Consider the following 18070-nt stretch of genomic DNA (forward strand, 5'->3'; position numbering starts at 1 on the left):
TCTTTCGCTTTTAAAGGGTTCTGGAAACGCTTTATTAACCAATACGCTCAAAGACTGAGCCATGGAATGTGAATATTTGGTTTCATGGGAAGGTCGGCCGCGTGCAGGGTAAAATCCTCATTGTAGATGCGATTGCCACCAACCGCATCGTGCTGAAGGTAAAGCTGAAAAAGGCCTATTATGGCGTGGAACAGGCCGCGTCCATGGCAGAGGCATTGTCATCCTGTCGCGCTGAGGTGCCTGATCTGGTGATCGCCGCACTGTCGCTGCCCGATGGCGGCGCGGCAGAGCTATGCATGGCATTTAAGAATAATCCACTTACTGAACATGTGCCAATTATTGCCATTGGCTGCCAGCCTGAGCCGGAGGAGCGGATGACCACGCTGGAGGCCGGTGTGCATGATGTGCTGCATCAACCGGTCGACGAAACCTTGCTCCTGGGCCGTGTGCGCAGCCTGATCCGCGCACATAATGCTGCAGCAGAATGGCAAATGCGTGAAGACACCTGTCGTGCGTTGGGATTGGCAGAACCCGCCACCGGATTTGAAGAGCAGGCTCACTGTGTGCTTGTGAGCGAGGACAAACCGCTGCTTCAGTCCTACGCCATGCAATTGCGTCCCGTGCTTCGTGCCAAACTGACCCTCGCCTCAGCCGCCGCACTGATGCAGCAGGTTGCCGAGGAAAAGGTGCCCGACGTCTTTGTGCTGGTCCTGCCTGAGGATGTGACTGCCGCAATGGAGGACCTGCGCGTCATCTCAACTTTGCGCGCTGCGGCCAAGGCACGCCATACTGGCGTGATTGTCCTGCAAAAGGTTCCCAACCCTGCTCTGGGGGCCAATGCCCTGGATCTGGGCGCGGATGATCTGATGACCGATGGTTTTGATCCGGCGGAATTGGCCTTGCGGATCAAAGCCGTGATCCGACGCAAACGCATGGGAGAACATCTGCGTGCGACGGTGCGCACCGGACTGCAGGCCACAGTGTTTGATCCGCTTACCGGTCTTTACAATCGTCGTTATGCCATGCCCCATCTGGGCCGGATCGCCGCACATGCCCGGTCAACCGGACGCAGCTTTGCGGTGATGGCGGCGGACCTCGACCACTTCAAAAGAATAAACGATATCTATGGCCACGCCTCCGGTGATGCGGTCTTGGTCGAAGTCGGTCATCGGTTACGTCGCGCCCTTCGCAGCACGGACATGGTGGCGCGCATCGGCGGAGAGGAATTTATGGTCATTATGCCCGGCACCAACCTGCCAGAGGCGCAGAAGGCCGCATTGCGGATTTGTCAGGATATCTCATCGACCCCGTTCGTGGTGCCCGGCAGCCACGCGCCGATTACAGTGACCGTCAGCATTGGCATGTCCATCGGCAGCAGCGAAGACCCCGGCGATGCAGATCCTGAAGAAGAAGGGCGCGCTTTGTTGGATCAGGCTGACCGCGCACTTTATGCAGCTAAGGGCAGAGGCAGGAATCAAGTGAAACTTGGGCGTCCTGCAGCCTGATTCGCTCTTTGAAATGGGCTTTTGAGTTGTAATTTGATCGCACATGGCCCTTGTAAGCATCTGAAATTAAACACACCAATCCACTTCAGGATACTTTTACGCAAATTTACTCTACTAAAAGTTGCAGCTCCCGCACAGACAGACTAGCTTTGCGAAATGGATCATGACCGGCCCATCTTTGGCATCGCTCTGATGCTTGGCTTTTGCATCGTTGCCCCGATCGGCGACGCGGTAGCCAAGTTGCTGGGCACCTCCGTACCGATTGGTGAGGTTGTGCTGGTCCGCTTTGGTTTGCAGGCGCTGATGTTGTTCCCTCTCGTTTGGATATCGGGCCGCATTTGGCGGATGCGGGGACGCATTGTCTGGCTTACACTCCTGCGTACGTTGCTGCATATCATCGGCATCGCTGCGATGTTCACCGCACTGCGGTATCTGCCGCTGGCCGATGCTATCGCAATCGCGTTTGTCATGCCCTTCTTCATGTTGTTACTGGGCCGTTTTGTCCTGCACGAGGAAGTGGGGCTGCGCCGGCTGGTCGCTTGTCTGGTCGGCTTTTTTGGCACCTTGCTGGTCATTCAACCAAGTTTCGCCACCGTAGGCTGGCCCGCTCTGTTGCCTGTTTTCGTGGCCATCAATTTCTCAGTCTTTATGCTGATCACCCGGCAAATTGCCAAGGAAACAGACCCTATCGGGCTTCAGGCGGTCAGTGGCGTGATGGCGGTTGCGTTGATCTTGCCGTTATTGTTGCTGGGCAGTCTGTGGAAGTTGAAGCCGCTCGAAATGATCGCACCGGATGCCAAGGAATGGACATTGCTGATGGCCATCGGTGTCTTGGGCACGGTTGCACATCTGCTGATGACCTGGGCGCTACGTTTTGCGCCTTCCGCGACCTTGGCGCCGATGCAATATCTTGAGATTCCGTTTGCAACGATCCTTGGCCTTGTCATTTTTCAGGATCTTCCCGATCCATTGGCCACAGCAGGCATTGCCGTCATCATGGCGGCGGGGCTTTACATCATCATGCGCGAAAGGGCCACCGCGCAACATCTGGCTGCAAAAACCGCTGAACCAGCACCGGCATAAGGCGGCGCGGCAAAATCAGTAACATCTCAGGCCCGTCCATTTCCAACGAAACCCGGCCCAATGCTCTGTTTGATGTCCCTATTCGTGATGATGGTGAAAATGAAAGGCCCTCAATTGGCCAGTTAAGGCCGGCGCTGCGCCCTGTGACGGCCCCCATCGGAAACAGTGATACAAGCTCTCCTGCCTCCAGGGGCAGCTCTATATGAGGTGGTGCCAGGCACACGACCTCCTGCGGGCCCAACAACACGCAAGGACGGTCAGGAAAGGTGACTAGTGTGTGGAATACGGCAAGCTGGTGGTCAATCCGTCCCCCCAGAAACCCGATCCCCAGAACCACAGGCGCGGCAATTCGCGTCAGCGCCTTTTCGAAATCGGTGCTGGTTTGTTCGGCAACCCGGAAATGTCGTTCAGACGGAATTTCTGCCAGAATATCAGGAGTTACGGAGTCGAAGTCTCCAATCAAGGCGGCAATGTCTGCCCCATGTGACAACGCCAGCGTCGCACCGCTGTCGGCGGCCACGCAAGTGGGCGCGAGCATTAACGATTTTTGCAGGTCCTGCGGCGTAGCCTCCCCCGCACCGACAAGCGTTACCGGAGACGTGCTGTGAACAATCGGATCAATCATGGTCAATTACTGCGCTTTTCGGAAACAGATCACAATCTCGCCACGAAATGATACGGTGGTTGGCACAGATTCGGGCCGGTTTGGTCTTGGATATCGTGGTAAACGGTAGCTTGCAAAATCGCAGAGGACGAGCATCCGATGATGAATAATAATAAAATTCTTACGGTATCTTACGGGACATTTTCCTGCACGCTTGAAGGGTTTGACGATTCCTTTGGCACGATGAAGGCGATTGCGGAGTATTTCCGCGATCTGGCCGCCGATGACCGCTATTTTGGGGCAGAACCACCCCAGCCTGACGCAGAAATGCTCGCCCGGATTGCCGAAAAAGAAGTGTCCCGCCGTGTTCAGGCACGCGAACAGGATGGCAGGATCGTATTGAGCGCGCTTGAGGATCAGACCGACACCCCAGCGCCGGTGGCGCAGACAGTGGCGGCAGCAGCCGTCGCGGCAGCACCCGAAATTGTCGCGCAGGAAGATACCGCCGCGCAGCCACATGAAGTTGCACCCGCTATAGCTGAAACCGAGGAGGCAGTGGCCGAAACGGATGCTGCCGATGTCGCACAGATCGAAACTGAAGACGCTGAGATTGAAACAACGCCTGTTGATATCGCCTCGACGCTCGACGTGGCTGAAGAACCTTTTGCGCAAGACATCATCCCAGATGACATCAAGTCGATGATTTCCGTTGAAGAATCGGAAGACGAGTCAACCGTTACCGCCGCCATCGAGTCCGACCTCGCCCGAGAAGAAATCGCCGAGTTCGCCGAAGATGTTTTTGTCGAACCCACGGCGGAGGAGGACGAGATTGATATCGTTCCCGGCCAACCGGACGCCGATGTCGAGGCATTTTTTGCCGAAAGCGCCGCTCAAACCGAAACGATCGATGAAGACGAAGACGAAAACGACGCTGTGGCCGAAGACGTTGCACCGGCACAAGACGCCCCTGCCCCCGATAGCATCGCCGCAAAACTCCAGCGTATCCGTGCTGTGGTGGCGCAGCACGAGGAAGACGACGTTGACGAGGACTTCCTCGAAGACGAACACGCCGACACCTCGGCTGATGCAAAATCGTCTGACCTAATCTCTGAGGCGCGTGCCGAAATCGAGGACGCGCTTAGCGCCGACGATGAGTTTGAAGCTGTGTCTGCTCAATCCTCAGAAGTTGAAGAAGAAGCTGATGAGGTGAGCGACATCCTCAGCCGTTTGCAGAGCTTGGAAGACGACGACGCCTTCATCGAAGACAAAATGATCACCGAGGATGACGACGACGATGCATCCGAAGATACAAGCACTGAAGACACGGTCAGCAATCTCTTTGATGAGGACGAAAGCACGCTGGACGTCGATGCGGAAGCATCAGAAGCGGCATCGATTGAAGAGAGCAGCACGTCCGAGCCGGAGACCGTTTCTGAAAAAGCCGACACAGGAAAGCCCCGGACCCGCGCCCGCGTGATCAAAGTAAAGCGCGCCGACCTCGAAGCTGCCATCCAAAAAGGTGATTTGGAAGAATACGATGATGAGGACGACGGCGACGAAGATGCTGCCGCAGCGTCCCTTAGCGCCCTTGATGAACTGGCACCGGCAAAACGTCCGACAACAACGCTGTCACCCGAAGCCGAGGCTGACCTTGCGCGCGAACTGGCCGAGCTTGAAGCCGACATTGAGGCAGGCGACGATGAAGTGGTGGCAGAAACCACCGCTGATGACGCAGAAGACGAAGCGGAATCAGAAGAAGTCCCCACCAGTGCAGCCCGCTCGCGGTTGCCGTCGATCGACGGTGCCGGAAGCTCGGATGTGAACCGCCTGCTGGCCGAGACCGATCATCAGATGGATGAGCCCGAAAGTGCAACGCGTCGCGACGCGTTTGCCCATTTGCGCGCAGCTGTCGCCGCCAAAAAGGCCGACTCGACGATTGAGGATGATGACGCGCCAAAAGGCGTCGTTGCCTACCGCGAAGACCTTGCTGAAGTGGTCCGCCCAAGGCGTCCCGTCGCAGCCGCGTCCCGCACAGAACGGCCCGAAGAGGCCCGTCCCGCGCCCCTGAAATTGGTTGCAGAGCAACGTATCGACATTGAAAAGCCCAAGGCATCCGGACCTGTGCGGCCCCGCCGTGTCGCGGCAATGGCTGATGCCACCGCCGACGGGTCGGAAGGCGATAGCTTTGCCGACTTCGCTGCTGACGTGGGCGCGACAACCCTGCCCCAGCTTTTGGAAGCCGCAGCAGCCTATCTGTCTTTCGTCGAGGGCCGCGACCAATTCTCGCGTCCGCAGCTGATGACCAAGGTGCGTCAGGCAGGCGGCGACAAAGGCTTTAGCCGCGAAGAAGGGTTGCGCTCTTTCGGGCAGCTCCTTCGCGCTGGTAAGATCGAAAAGATCAAAGGTGGTCGGTTCACCGTTTCCGATGACATCGGTTTCCGCCCAGATCAGCGCGCGGCAGGCTAGACCCGGCGCATAAAATCCAGAAGGCGGCACTCAAAAGGTGCCGCCTTTTTTGTTTTTCGGAATGAAAGAGCCCGTGAGCCGAGAGGACATGGAATGCGCCCCAGAAGCGCGGCCAGCCGCCTTAAGACTTTGGAGTGCTATTGTAGAAAGCGGCGCGAAGTCCCGGAATTTGCCTACTCTTCTGCGTCAGGATCAGCCTGCCCGATCCCTTTGAAGATCGATTTGAAAGGTAGAACCCACAAGACGCCCAACCCTACATAGATCAACAATTCCAAAAGGATCGAGGGTCGCTCAAACATCTCGACCACGTTCACCGCAACCACCACGTAAAGTGGCATTGCGATCAGCAATACTGCCAGCGACCAACGTTTGCGTGCCTTGTAGCTCAGTGCCATGTGCCCTCCGATATTCAGTCCGCGAACGGATCGGTCACCAGAATGGTATCCTCCCGCTCGGGTGACGTGGAAAGTAGCGCGACGGGGCAGCTGATCAACTCTTCCACCCGGCGGACATATTTAATGGCTTCCGCGGGAAGATCAGCCCAAGACCGCGCCCCTTCCGTAGACTGCGACCAGCCTGGCATTTCCTCGTAGATGGGCGTGCAGCGGGCCTGTTGATCGGCCGCAATCGGCAGATACTCCAGACGTTCGCCGTCCAGCTCATACCCCACGCAGATTTTCAATGTCTCGAAACCGTCCAAAACATCAAGCTTGGTAAAGGCAATGCCATTCACACCAGAGGTCGCGCAGGTCTGACGCACAAGGACCGCATCAAACCAACCGCAGCGGCGTTTGCGCCCGGTGACCGTGCCAAACTCATGCCCGCGTTCACCCAAACGCTGACCGTCCGCATCGTCCAGTTCGGCCGGAAACGGCCCTTCGCCCACGCGGGTCGTATAGGCTTTGACAATTCCAAGAACGAAATCAATGGACCCCGGTCCGATTCCTGTGCCCGTTGCCGCCTGCCCCGCGATCACATTGGACGAGGTCACGAAAGGATAGGTGCCAAAGTCGATGTCCAGCAACGCGCCCTGCGCCCCTTCGAACAGGATCCGTTTGCCCGCCTTGCGCTTTTCATTCAGCACCTTCCAGACGGGGGCGGCGTATTCCAGCACCGCAGGTGCAATCTCGCGCAGCATTGCAAGCAATGCGTCCCGGTCCACTGGCTCAAGTCCCAGCCCCCGGCGCAGCGCATCGTGATGGATCAACGCACGATCCACGCGCAGCTCAAGCGTGGCATCGTCAGCCAGATCAGCGACCCGTACCGACCGACGGCCGACTTTGTCCTCGTAGGCAGGGCCAATGCCGCGCCCGGTTGTTCCGATCTTGGCCACTGAATTTTGCGACTCGCGTGCGCGGTCCAGTTCGCCATGGATGGGCAGGATCAGCGGCGTGTTTTCGGCAATCATCAGTGTCTCGGGCGTGATCGTGACGCCCTGCCCGCGCAATTGGGCGATTTCCTGCACCAGATGCCAGGGATCCAGAACCACGCCGTTGCCGATCACACTTAACTTGCCGCCGCGCACGATACCCGATGGCAGAAGGCTCAGCTTGAACACCTCGCCATCGATCACCAGCGTGTGGCCCGCATTATGGCCACCCTGAAAACGCGCGATCACATCCGCGCGCTCAGACAGCCAATCGACGATCTTGCCTTTCCCTTCGTCTCCCCACTGGGCACCGACAACAACGACATTGGCCATGATGATCTATCCTTTGAGAAACTCCGCACCCCTCATAGCGACATGGACAGGGCGGCGAAACTGGAAAACGCGCCGTTGCTCTTTTTTGCTAAATCTGTGTGAACCTAGCGGCGCAGAACCAACCAAAAATGCAGTTGAGGTTTCGCGCCCAGTCATATGCACCCCATGCCGGAGCAAGGCCGCTTGGCCATGCATCAGCCGGGTTATTTCAGCTTGGAAAGCTTGTTCTGCAATTCTGCCAATTGCTGCTTGATCGCGTCCAGGTCTTCCCCCTTCTCGGGTTCCTGCTCTGGTTCTGGTTCAGCGCCTGCTTTCGGCCCCCCGGGGGCCCAGCCCCCGGTCATGGCCTTCATGAAGGCTTCTTGCTGCGCCTGCATCGCTTCCATGCCGGGCATCTTGGCCATCGGGTTCATCGATGACATGTTTTCCATCATCTTGGCCTGACCATCGCGGAGCATGTCAAAAGACGCGCGCAGGAACTGCGGCACCACAGACACATTGCCGGACATATAGCTTCGCACCAGATCGTTCAGCACATCGACCGGCAGAACGGATTCACCCCGGCTTTCGTGTTCTGCAATGATCTGAAGAAGATACTGGCGAGTCAGATCATCACCGGACTTGAGGTCAACGATCTGGACCTCGCGCCCGTCGCGGATGAAACCTGCAATATCTTCAAGCGTCACATAATCGCTTGTCTCTGTGTTATAGAGCCGCCGCGACGCGTAGCGCTTGATCAGCAAGGGTTTGGTCTTTTCCGACACGATGTTCCTCCCCGAAGATGTGCTGCATTGCAGCTTAGGCGCATGGATGAAGAAAGGAAAGTGCCTGTGACGTTGGATAAAGCGCCTTGGCTGCAAACGGCTCCACCCGCGCACTCATCGGTGCGTCCAGATTGTCTGTCAGAACTTTCATAATAAAGGGAACTTGCAGCATCGAAAATGCGAAAGCCGGAGGATCAATCGACGCGTGTTACCGCGGCCGCAAATAGAAAAAAGGCGGGCTCAGGGAAGCCCGCCTTTGTATCACGTCTTTCAGGGAGGAAGGTACGTGAGCTGATAACCGAGGGTTCGGTTTATTTCACTGTTGCTTTCTTCGCAGCAGTTGTTGCTTCGTTTGTGGCCTTCTTGACGGCTGCAGCTGTTTCTTCCTGCATGTCCTTGCCGGCTGCCATCATCAGCTCAACAGTGTCCATCTGGACCTTCTTGGCGACCTCGGCGAAAGCGGCCATGTGCTCGGCTGCTGTTTCAGCGTAGGCAGATGCGAACTCTGTCATTGCTTTTGTGTAATCAGCGGGCTCGGCCTTTGCTTTGGCAAGCTGCTCAAGCTTCGCGACTGTTTCTTTTGTCCACTTGGAAGAGATGTCCGCGGACTGCTCAACCGCGTTCAATGCGACGTGGGACAGTTTCTCGTTCAGGGTGGCGGTTGTCTTGAACGCGCCTTCCATTGCGGAACCGTCGATTGGGAAAGAACCCATTACGTCTTTGAACATTGCGGTCATGTCTGGTGTCTTGCTCATTGTATTAATCCTTTGTTTAGCGTTTCGCGGGGCATCCCCCACGCATTTCTGCGTCTGCAAAGAACATACATGCTGCAGCGCGGCATTTCAACCTTTTTCTGCGCCGCAGCATTATTTAATTTACCTAGGGTAAAACACCATCAAAATCAGCCATTTGCCTTTTTCGCAACATACTCTCCGGGCGCATCGCCCAGTATTTTGCGCCCGTCATCCCCCGGATTGCGTGCTGGAATCATCTTGCCAGAACGCTTGCTCAGCCACTTTTCCCATCGTGGCCACCAGGACCCTTCGGTAAACTCGGCCCCCTCCAGCCAATCCTTGTAATCAAGGCTCATGTCAGCGTTCGTGTAATGCCCGTACTTGCCTTTGGACGGCGGATTCACGATGCCAGCGATGTGGCCGGACTGGGTCATGATAAACGTCTTATCCTTGGACCCCATCATCTGAATGCCCCGGTAGCTGTCCTTCCATGGCGCGATATGGTCCGTCTCGCAGGCCACGGCGCACAAGGGCACATCAACCTCGTCCAGCACCAGATGATGCCCCAGAAGGTCATAACCACCCTCGGCCAGTTGGTTGCCCTGACACAGCCCACGCAGGTACTGCATCGCCATCTTTTCCGGCAGGTTGGCGCCATCGCCATTCCAATAGAGCAGATCAAACGCCGGAGGGGTCTCGCCCATCATATAGTGTTTGACGGCGGGCCCATAAACCAGATCGTTTGACCGCAGGAAAGAGAACGTCCGCGCCATGATGATCGAGGGCAGTATCCCTTTGTCTTTCGTCTCGGCCTCAATCCCGTCTATGAAGTCATCGGTCAGGAAGGGTTGGAATTCACCCTGATCCGAGAAATCGGTCAATGCAGTAAAGAAGGTGGCTGACTTGATCGATTTGTCGCCTTTCTGTTTCAAAAGGGACAAGGTGAGCGACAAGGTCGTTCCTGCAATGCAATAACCGACCGCATTTATCTGCTTTTCACCGGTGATCGCTTTGACTTCGCGGATGGCGGCCAGATAGCCGTCCTCGACATAATCCTCCATGCCGACATCGCGGTACGTCTCATCCGGGTTGACCCAGGACACCATAAACAGCGTATAGCCCTGATCTGTCACCCATTTCACAAAGCTGTTCTGCGCCTTGAGATCCAGAATGTAGAATTTGTTGATCCACGGCGGGAAGACCAGCAATGGCGTCTTGTGCACCTTCTCGGTCGTCGGCGTGTACTGGATCAATTCGAACATCCGATTGCGATAGACCACCTTGCCCGGCGTCGTCGCGATATTGCCGCCAAGCTGGAATGCCTTTTCGTCCGCCAGACGGACAATCAATTCCCCCTTGTTGGCCTCCAGATCGGCGATCAGATTCTCCAGCCCCTTGATCAGGCTTTCCCCTTCTGTCTCGACCGCGCGTTCGAGTGCATCGGGGTTTGTCGCTAGAAAGTTTGTCGGTGACATAAGATCGATGATCTGACGGCTGAAATAGGCCAGCCGTTGTTTCTCATGCGGCTCCATGTCGGTGATCGCCTCAACCGCCTGCTCAATCGCATGGGAGTTAATCAGATACTGATGTTTGACAAAGTTAAAGTACGGGTTGGAATCCCAAAGAGGGTTTGCAAAACGCCGATCCTCGACCTTGCGATCTTCATCCGCACCTGCGGCGCTCTTTGCCAGCGCCTGATGCGCTTCAACAAAATGGCTCACGGTCTTGGCCCACAAGCCCATCTGCTGTTCCATCAACTTGGCGGGATTGTTGATGGCCTCGGTCAGATAGGATTGTGCTGCTTTCGCAAAGAGTTGTTGATTCGGTCCATCAAGTGCTTTCTGATGGGTCTGGCGATTGGCCATCACCTTGCCCAAACGCTCTGTAAGCTCTTCGACTTTCTTAAGATTATCTGCCATTTGATTCATGGATGCCGGTTTCGTGGCGTCATGATCCGTGGTTTCAGTTGTCATCTTAGTCTTTTGCTCCTATCTTCGCACTTGCAGCATAACGTCGCCCTTTTCAGGGGCAGGAGCGACGCAATGCCCAGAATCGGGCCACCAAAGGAGACCCCAGATGCGCTATATGGCAACCTACGACCTTATGGAAACCGTTAGGAATACCAACCAATGGCTTGGCGCATCCGCGCTTGCCATGGCATCCTATCCTGCTTTTGCAATGTTTCCAAACCCTGCGTTGGCCTGGATGGCCGCTTGGGGCGAAGTGACCGAGCGCACGTTCTCGCGGATGGTGATGAAACCGGACTGGAACATCCCGCCATTCGTGGGATCGAACGGACAGGACCGGATCGTCGTTGAAGAGGTCGTGATGCAGCGCGACTTTGGCGATCTGCTGCATTTCCGCGTTCAGGGCCGCACAGTGCCCAAGCGCCGGGTACTGCTGGTAGCACCTATGTCAGGTCACTACGCCACGCTGCTGCGATCAACGGTCATCAGCTTGCTGCCCGACTGCGACGTATTCATCACCGACTGGCACAACGCGCGCGACATTCCGGTCAGCGCGGGCAAGTTCGACGTCGAAGACTACACCCTATATCTTGTTGATTTCCTTCGAGAACTGGGCCCACACACTCACGTGATCGCGGTCTGCCAGCCCGCTCCACTGGCCCTTGCCGCCACGGCCTATCTGGCTGAGGAAGACCCAGCGGCGCAGCCCCGTTCATTGACCCTGATCGGCGGTCCAATCGACCCCAGTGCCGCCCCGACAGAAGTCACCGACTTTGGCCATTCTGTCACCATGGGTCAGCTTGAAGAACTGATGATCCAGCGTGTCGGCTTCAAATACGCAGGGGTGGGTCGCATGGTCTATCCCGGCCTGTTGCAGCTGAACTCGTTCATCTCGATGAATGCCGAGACGCATTTCAACGCCTTCAAAGATCAGATCAGCAGAGTTGCCAGCGGCGATGCGCACGAACATGACAAGCACAACAAATTCTATGACGAATATCTGGCTGTCATGGATATGCCTGCGGAATTCTACCTTTCAACGGTCGATCGCATTTTCAAAACAGGTGAGATCGCGTCGAATTCATTCACCGTGAAGGGGAAGAAAGTCGACATCGGCAAGATCACGACCGTTGCGGTCAAGACCGTCGAAGGCTCCAAGGACGATATTTCGGCCCCCGGTCAGTGCATTGCAGCATTGAATCTGTGCACCGGTCTGCCCGATGACAAGAAGGCCAGCCATGTCGAAGAGGGCGCAGGCCACTATGGCATCTTCGCTGGCAAGAGCTGGCGCAACAACATCCGTCCTTTGGTGCTCGACTTCATCGACGACAATGAAGAACAAACGCCTCCTGGTCACCGCAAGCGGGGCAAGCCGGTCAATGACCCTGCAAACATGAACGTAGCTGTCTGACCGATGTGTGACGCGCCCTTTCGCTGCGCCTGTGGTGCAGTAAAGGGCGTTCTACACCATGCGACGTCAGACGGCGGAAACCATGTCGTGTGTTTTTGCGACTCCTGCCGCGCTGGCGCTTTGTACTGCGGTGAAAATGACCCGGCCCCTGAAGGGCTGGCTCTTTTCCAAACGACCCCGGACAATATTACGTTTTCTCAGGGGCAAGATCTGATCGCGCCCTTTGCCTTCGTTCCACGAAACCTTTTGCGCTGGAAAGCAACCTGTTGTGGTTCCTTCCTTTTTTCCACGCCCCGCAACCCCAAACTCGCCCGTGTTGGCCTGTACATTAATCGGCCCGAAGACCCTTCGGTTATTGGGCCGGTCAAATCACGTGCTTTTGTGCCCCAACCCGGCGGCAAAAAGGCCAAGCACGAGAACCTGCCCGCGCTGCTGCGCGTCTTTGGACGCATCCTTGCCGCGCGAATATCCGGGCGGTGGCGCAACACAGCACTGTTCGACCCGCAAAGCGGTCAACCCATCGCCCCTGTCGTTTTGGTTTCCAAAAAAGACAAGAAAGCTCTGCTTGCGGCCCAATCCTAGGCCTACTGCAGGACCAGCGGCTGGCGCATCCAACTGCGCAACGCCGCCGTTGTCGCATCAGGTTGCTCAAGCGTTGGCAGATGGCCTGAACTCTCAAGCACAACAAGTTCTGCGTAGGGAATGAGTTCAGCCATGAAAGTATGCCGCTTGACCGGGCAAAGCTGGTCATGTTCCCCACACAGGATCAGCGCAGGCGTCCGGCATTTGCGCAAAACGGCCTGTTGATCCTTGCGCCGCTGCAATGCACGCGACTGACGGATAAAGACATCAGGCCCAAGCGCCTCGGCCATATCCACGACCAGATCGAGCACTTCAGCACGGTGCGGCCCCGGCGCCAGATAATTCGGCTTCATCTCCTCACGCATCACTTCCAAAAGACGGCCAGAACGCGCTTTGACGATCTGTGGCTCCCGGTCGGCTGCAATCGCGGGGGTTTCGGCCAGCGGGTTAGTACACATCAGCGCGATCCGGGTTATGCGGTCCGGTGCACGGCGCAGCAGTTCCATGGCAACGATGCCGCCCATCGCAAGACCCGCCAAGGCAAACCGCGCTGGCAGAAGATCAAGTAGAGTGGACGCAATTTCCTCGATCCGCTCACCTTGCGTGATCGGGGCGACCATGACCGCCATATCGGCAGAAAGTTCCGCAATCTGGGGGCCGAACAACCGCGCATCGCACATCATGCCGGGCAACAGCACCAATGGTTCAGCCATCAGCCACTACCTATTGAAAACACATACATTTCGGTACCCCACCCCACCTTGCGTCAGCCCTCTATATCACGGCTTTGACGCGCTTCAATATCACGTGGGGGTATCGGATAGGTCAATCCACGAAACGCCGGGAAATCCCGGTACCGCGCCTGTCTTTGCGCAGGGGTTTCGTCCGGCTCCTTGCCGCGGCGCAGCAGGGTGCCGCGCGGTGCAATATAGCTTGAGATGGTGCGCCAGGGGTCAGGCCGCCAGACCAGATTTAGGGCGGCTAGTTTGGGGAAAAACCACATCTCTGAATATGGCAGATGATCATGCAACCACCACGCCAGATCACGCCAGTCGCGGCCCTGTGCGTATTGATCAGCGAACCACGGGATGACGATGGATGCGCCAGCAATGGCGTCCTCCCCTGTCCCGCGATCCCAGATGTGACATTCGAGCGGATGCGTATTGCGCGCACAATTCAGTTTGTTTTCATTGCCATAGCGGTTCAATTCCGGCGACCGGTAGCCAGAGCGCACAGCAACGCGGCCAAAGGTTTCCTCAAGCGGGTCCATCAGAGCGACACAGAAAGCGCGCCCGTTTTCCAACACCAGATCAGGATTCTCAGGCATGTTGGGCCGCCCGTGAAAGCCGCTGATCTCGGAATACATGAAATCCCGCATGAAGTAGTATTTCGACAGACGTTGGCGGCCAAAGGTCTCAAGGCTCCACATGCTGGCCGGTTTGCGCATCAGCCGTATCCGTTCCAGCGGAAAGCCCCTGCGTCGCTCAGCGGTGAGAAAGGGTTGTGGGCCACTTCCCAGATATGACCTTCGGGATCGGCGAAATACCCATGATGCCCGCCCCAGAAGACATCAGCCGCCGGTTTGAGGATTTTGCCACCCGCCGCATCGACACGGGCAAGGATGCGGGCCACATCCTCTTTCTCGCGCACGTTGTGGCCGAGGGTCATTGCACCAAACCCCAAGTTCTCCGCGTCCACTCCGATGTCTTCGGCCAGTTTGTCCAGCGGATAGAGCCCGAGCGTCTGACCAATCAGATCATAGGCAATCACGCCATCCTGCGTTTCAACCCGGGTCCACCCAAGCGCGTCGTAAAAGGCCGCCTGCGCCGCTGCGTCCCGCACCCCCAGCGTGATCAGTGAAATGCGCTGCTCCATCACAGGCCCTTCACCCAATCCAGCATCCGGTCTACGGTCACGTCATTCTGGCTTGGCGACATGATATCGCCCGCGATGATGTGGGATGCCGGATCATCCTCAGGCCCGAGCACCGGATTAATGACCGTTGTGTCGCCCCCCCACCGTTCTGCGACAGCTTCGGTCGCATCTGCGCGCACCACCTGATCGGCTTGGGTGAACAGGAACAGGGCCGGGATATCGGCCTGCTCAAGCTCCAGCCTGACGGCCTTTTGCACCAATGCCGCCACCGGCAGCGCCGCAACAAGCGGGTACCGCGTCGTCCAGAACTTGGCCTGATCTGCATTTGCGGGCTCAAAGCTATGCTCTCGCCCGGCCACCAAAGGGGCCCAATAGCGCGCGCCGGGCAAGGTCATGATGGGGGCGGCGGGATTGTTGATGCCGAAATTGGGCGAGGCAAAGACGATGCCCGCCACATCCTGCGACAAATCCGGGTCCATCGCTACGGCTGCGGCCAGAGTACCACCTGTCGACACCGATATGATCAGCACCCGTTTGCCAATTTTCCGCGCCGCGGCCAGCCCTTCGGCGACATCCCCCATCCAGTCGGCAACGCCTGCCTGCGCCAAAGCATCCCCACCCCGTCCGTGACCGGTAAGCCGCGTATAGATCAGATTTGCGCCCAGTGCCTCTGCCACCAGATCAGGCACCGGGCGGATTTCCATGGATGTGGCCGAAAACCCGTGCAGATAGAGAACCGCCCAATCCGTCTCTGCCTCGGGCGCGCCTGCCCAGATCACCTGTTTCTCAACACCCGGCGTGATGTCGTCAAAGCGTGCTTCCTGCGCCGCGAAATAAGCGCTGACGCCGTCATTCAGGACCGTATCGTCAAAGGAGGTCGCCAGATCGCTGTCTTCATATGGGCCAAGAAAGTAGAGCGACAGGGCAATGACCGCGACAAACCCAAAGGCGTACCCTGTTCTTTTAAAACGATTACTCATGCGATTCCCCCATCACGTCGCTTAGCGCCTCAAGGATCAGCCCCAGACAGGGGCCATCCGAAAACCGGTGATCGGCATCCTTGATCAATCGCAGTTGCATGTCAGGCCCTGTCGCATGTTCCAGCAAACGCACCGCCGTTGCCACGCTGACAGCTGTGTCCGCGGTGCCTTGCAAGAACCGAACGGGGAACGGCAAATGCAACGGGGCGCGCAGCACCAGTTGCGCGCGCCCATCGTCGATCAGCCGTTGGGTGATAATGTAGGGTTCCATATAGTCTGACGGCAGTTCGACCTGGCCTTCTTGGGCCAGGGTTTGCTTTTGGGCATCTGTAAAACTCGCCATATAGCCGTCTTCGGTAAAGTCGGGTGCCGCGGCAATTGTGACCAGCCCGGCAATGCGTTCGGGCTGTGTGCGCGCCAGCAAGAGCGCCTGCCAGCCGCCCATGGAGGACCCCACCGGAATGATCGGCCCGTCGGTCAGGGCTGTGACCGCTGCAACGGTGTCTTCTGCCCAATCGCCAATGCAACCATCTGTGAATTCACCTGACGACTCACCATGGCCGGAATAGTCGAATCGCAGGAATGCCCGCCCCTGGTTTTGCGCCCACTCCTCCAAAAAGACCGCCTTTGTGCCCTCCATATCGGATTTCAGGCCACCCAGGAAAACGATGCAGGGGCCGCGCCCCTTTGTCTGGTGATAGGCAAGCCTGCGCCCTTGTTTTGTTGAAAGAAACTGCGTCTCGCCCATGGGTCCCCCTGCGGTTTTGGCGATCATGCGCCCAAGCTCGGATCAGCACAACCGCCAGATTTTTAGGTGACTATATTGTCACGTAACTAATTAATCACCTATAAGAAAATCATGGACGCAGTTTTCAAAGCCCTGGCCGATCCGGCCCGTCGCACCCTTCTGGATGCCTTGCGCCGCAAGGACGGTCAGACATTGCAAGAGTTGACAGAACTGCTGGAAATGACCCGCTTTGGCGTGATGAAGCATCTTGGCGTGCTTGAAGATGCTGGGCTGGTCGTGACCCACAAAAAGGGGCGGTTCAAATACCACTATCTGAACGCCGTCCCCCTGCAACAAACCATAGATCGCTGGATTGAGCCGATGCGCGCAAAACCAGCGGCCCGAGCAGTGTTGAACCTCAAATCAACCCTCGAAAGGACCAATTCTATGACCAAACCTGATTTCATGATGCAAACATTCATCCGCTGCACGCAGGACGCCTTGTGGGATGCCTTAAGCAATCCTGACAGCATGGCAGCATACCATTTTGCCTGTGACGTGGCAGAAGGCCGTGCGGAGGAAGGCCAGACCATTCGTTTCATTCTGCCAGACGGCAACCCAATGCTAAGCCAGCAAGTCACCAAGGTGGAGCCGAAATCCCGCATCGAAACAACGTTTGAGCCGCATTTCTTTGGGCCGGAGGCACCGTCCTCCCGGATGGTCTATCTGATTGAACCGCAGGGCCCTGCCTGCAAGCTGACCATTGAACACTACGACATCCCCGATGGCCAGGAAGGCGTGGCGGAAGGCTGGGCCCGGTTGGCGGCATCGCTCAAGTCTTGGCTGGAAACCGGTAAGGGCATGAAATCAGCGATGCAATGGGCTTGATCATGGAGAGCTTACCCACCGAACTGGGCGTTCTGACCTGCCTTATCGTTCTCGCAGCGTCAATGTGGATCCCCTACATTGTCGGCGTGAACACTGCTCCCGAAGGGTCCTTGCCCACCGATGCACCGGACGGTTTTATCCGCATCGCCAATCCGTCGCTTCAGCGACCCTGGGTGCAGCGGGCATGGCGCGCGCACCTGAATCTGCTGGAACAGGGCGTCCCGTTTGCCATTCTTGTGTTGCTGGTGGATCGGGTAGACGGTTTCAGCGCGCTAACCTACTGGACCGCGATCGCGTTCTTCTGGCTCCGCCTCGCCCATGCGGTGGGCTACATCACCGCAGGCGCAAAACTGCCACTTCGACCACTCATTTTTCTGGGTGGCTGGATATGCTGTTTGATTATGGGATACGCGGTTTTCGCCGCGCGGATGACTTAGCCGCTGACGTAAACAGACGTTTTGGGCCGGTAAAAGACCTTCTGGTCATGCAGCCGACCCAGCAATTCCTCGCCTTTGCGCTGATCCTCTTCAACGACACGGATCGATTCCATATCGGCCGGGTTGTCATCTGCCAGCGCGCGACGCATGCGGCACAACTCGCGACCCCGCGCACGCAGGGCTTCTTCGATCAAATCCACATCGCTGATAGAAAGCTGGAAGTTCCGGTTGTAGCTTGACATGGCGCGTATCCCCCAAATAGCCACTACAGTGCGGCACAAGAACGTCTATGTCGTAAATAATCGCTTATCCGTCGCAGTCAACGTATATCTATGTATACAATTG

Annotated in this window: 19 protein-coding genes; 7 read left to right on the forward strand and 12 right to left on the reverse strand. The window is 57.0% G+C overall.

What is annotated here, in order from left to right; genetic code table 11:
- Positions 1 to 101 precede the first annotated feature (101 nt).
- Together GV827_RS23960 and GV827_RS02340 are read left to right on the forward strand one after the other, a co-directional pair.
- A complete protein-coding gene (locus GV827_RS23960; RefSeq protein WP_164352064.1) occupies positions 102 to 1505 on the forward strand; it encodes a diguanylate cyclase in 1404 nt (467 codons plus the stop codon).
- Between the two features lie 156 nt (positions 1506 to 1661).
- Positions 1662 to 2588 (forward strand): DMT family transporter, encoded by a 927-nt coding sequence (locus GV827_RS02340; RefSeq protein WP_164352065.1) that lies wholly within the window; start codon positions 1662 to 1664, stop codon positions 2586 to 2588.
- Here the strand turns inward: GV827_RS02340 and GV827_RS02345 are convergent.
- The gene (locus GV827_RS02345) at positions 2524 to 3213 is read right to left on the reverse strand and encodes a thiamine diphosphokinase (RefSeq protein WP_164352066.1); all 690 of its coding nucleotides are present in this window, start codon (positions 3211 to 3213) and stop codon (positions 2524 to 2526) included. The genes GV827_RS02340 and GV827_RS02345 overlap by 65 nt on opposite strands.
- 141 nt (positions 3214 to 3354) lie before the next feature.
- Between GV827_RS02345 and GV827_RS02350 the strand changes: the two genes are divergently transcribed.
- Positions 3355 to 5658 carry a midas domain-containing protein gene (locus GV827_RS02350; RefSeq protein WP_235930087.1) on the forward strand — a complete coding sequence of 768 codons (2304 nt, stop codon included), beginning with the start codon at positions 3355 to 3357 and terminating at the stop codon, positions 5656 to 5658.
- A 173-nt stretch (positions 5659 to 5831) separates the two neighbouring features.
- On the opposite strand, the gene GV827_RS02355 is transcribed toward GV827_RS02350, so the two are convergent.
- The 5 genes from GV827_RS02355 to GV827_RS02375 form a co-directional block, all read right to left on the reverse strand.
- Positions 5832 to 6053 (reverse strand): DUF2842 domain-containing protein, encoded by a 222-nt coding sequence (locus GV827_RS02355; protein ID WP_164352068.1) that lies wholly within the window; start codon positions 6051 to 6053, stop codon positions 5832 to 5834.
- Between the two features lie 14 nt (positions 6054 to 6067).
- On the reverse strand, positions 6068 to 7360 hold the full coding sequence (locus GV827_RS02360) for an adenylosuccinate synthase (RefSeq protein ID WP_164352069.1): 1293 nt from the start codon (positions 7358 to 7360) through the stop codon (positions 6068 to 6070).
- Positions 7361 to 7563: 203 nt separating this feature from the next.
- Entirely contained in the window at positions 7564 to 8124 is a 561-nt protein-coding gene (gene phaR, locus GV827_RS02365; protein WP_164352070.1) for a polyhydroxyalkanoate synthesis repressor PhaR, read from the reverse strand.
- 311 nt (positions 8125 to 8435) lie between these two features.
- Entirely contained in the window at positions 8436 to 8879 is a 444-nt protein-coding gene (locus tag GV827_RS02370) for a phasin family protein (RefSeq protein ID WP_164352071.1), read from the reverse strand.
- 146 nt (positions 8880 to 9025) lie between these two features.
- A complete protein-coding gene (locus GV827_RS02375; protein WP_164352072.1) occupies positions 9026 to 10831 on the reverse strand; it encodes a PHA/PHB synthase family protein in 1806 nt (601 codons plus the stop codon).
- Positions 10832 to 10934: 103 nt separating this feature from the next.
- Here GV827_RS02375 and phaZ point away from each other — a divergent pair, with 103 nt between their 5' ends.
- Positions 10935 to 12236, forward strand: a complete 1302-nt coding sequence (gene phaZ / locus GV827_RS02380; RefSeq protein ID WP_164352073.1) for a polyhydroxyalkanoate depolymerase — start codon at positions 10935 to 10937, stop codon at positions 12234 to 12236.
- A gap of 3 nt (positions 12237 to 12239) precedes the next feature.
- Entirely contained in the window at positions 12240 to 12818 is a 579-nt protein-coding gene (locus tag GV827_RS02385; protein ID WP_164352074.1) for a DUF6151 family protein, read from the forward strand.
- A gap of 2 nt (positions 12819 to 12820) precedes the next feature.
- Here GV827_RS02385 and GV827_RS02390 read toward each other — a convergent pair whose 3' ends face one another.
- The 5 genes from GV827_RS02390 to GV827_RS02410 are packed head-to-tail and all read right to left on the reverse strand — an operon-like array spanning position 12821 to position 16421.
- Positions 12821 to 13531: an alpha/beta fold hydrolase gene (locus GV827_RS02390; RefSeq protein WP_164352075.1), complete on the reverse strand. Its 711-nt coding sequence runs from the start codon at positions 13529 to 13531 to the stop codon at positions 12821 to 12823.
- A 53-nt stretch (positions 13532 to 13584) separates the two neighbouring features.
- Complete coding sequence (locus tag GV827_RS02395) at positions 13585 to 14247, reverse strand: hypothetical protein (protein ID WP_164352200.1); 663 nt, start codon at positions 14245 to 14247, stop codon at positions 13585 to 13587.
- Positions 14248 to 14264: 17 nt separating this feature from the next.
- Positions 14265 to 14693 carry a VOC family protein gene (locus tag GV827_RS02400; protein ID WP_164352076.1) on the reverse strand — a complete coding sequence of 143 codons (429 nt, stop codon included), beginning with the start codon at positions 14691 to 14693 and terminating at the stop codon, positions 14265 to 14267.
- A complete protein-coding gene (locus GV827_RS02405) occupies positions 14693 to 15673 on the reverse strand; it encodes an alpha/beta hydrolase (RefSeq protein WP_164352077.1) in 981 nt (326 codons plus the stop codon). The genes GV827_RS02400 and GV827_RS02405 overlap by 1 nt, the downstream gene beginning before the upstream one ends.
- Positions 15666 to 16421, reverse strand: a complete 756-nt coding sequence (locus GV827_RS02410) for an alpha/beta fold hydrolase (protein WP_164352201.1) — start codon at positions 16419 to 16421, stop codon at positions 15666 to 15668. The genes GV827_RS02405 and GV827_RS02410 overlap by 8 nt, the downstream gene beginning before the upstream one ends.
- Positions 16422 to 16532: 111 nt before the next feature.
- On the opposite strand from GV827_RS02410, the gene GV827_RS02415 reads away from it, so the two are divergent.
- Together GV827_RS02415 and GV827_RS02420 are read left to right on the forward strand one after the other, a co-directional pair.
- The gene (locus tag GV827_RS02415; RefSeq protein ID WP_164352078.1) at positions 16533 to 17288 is read left to right on the forward strand and encodes an ArsR/SmtB family transcription factor; all 756 of its coding nucleotides are present in this window, start codon (positions 16533 to 16535) and stop codon (positions 17286 to 17288) included.
- Between the two features lie 2 nt (positions 17289 to 17290).
- Positions 17291 to 17725: an MAPEG family protein gene (locus GV827_RS02420; RefSeq protein ID WP_164352079.1), complete on the forward strand. Its 435-nt coding sequence runs from the start codon at positions 17291 to 17293 to the stop codon at positions 17723 to 17725.
- On the opposite strand, the gene GV827_RS02425 is transcribed toward GV827_RS02420, so the two are convergent.
- Entirely contained in the window at positions 17722 to 17967 is a 246-nt protein-coding gene (locus GV827_RS02425; RefSeq protein WP_164352080.1) for a hypothetical protein, read from the reverse strand. The two genes, GV827_RS02420 and GV827_RS02425, sit on opposite strands and share 4 nt — an antisense overlap.
- Positions 17968 to 18070: the final 103 nt, after the last annotated feature.

The sequence above is a fragment of the Sulfitobacter sediminilitoris genome (assembly GCF_010667575.1).
Classification (GTDB): domain Bacteria; phylum Pseudomonadota; class Alphaproteobacteria; order Rhodobacterales; family Rhodobacteraceae; genus Sulfitobacter; species Sulfitobacter sediminilitoris.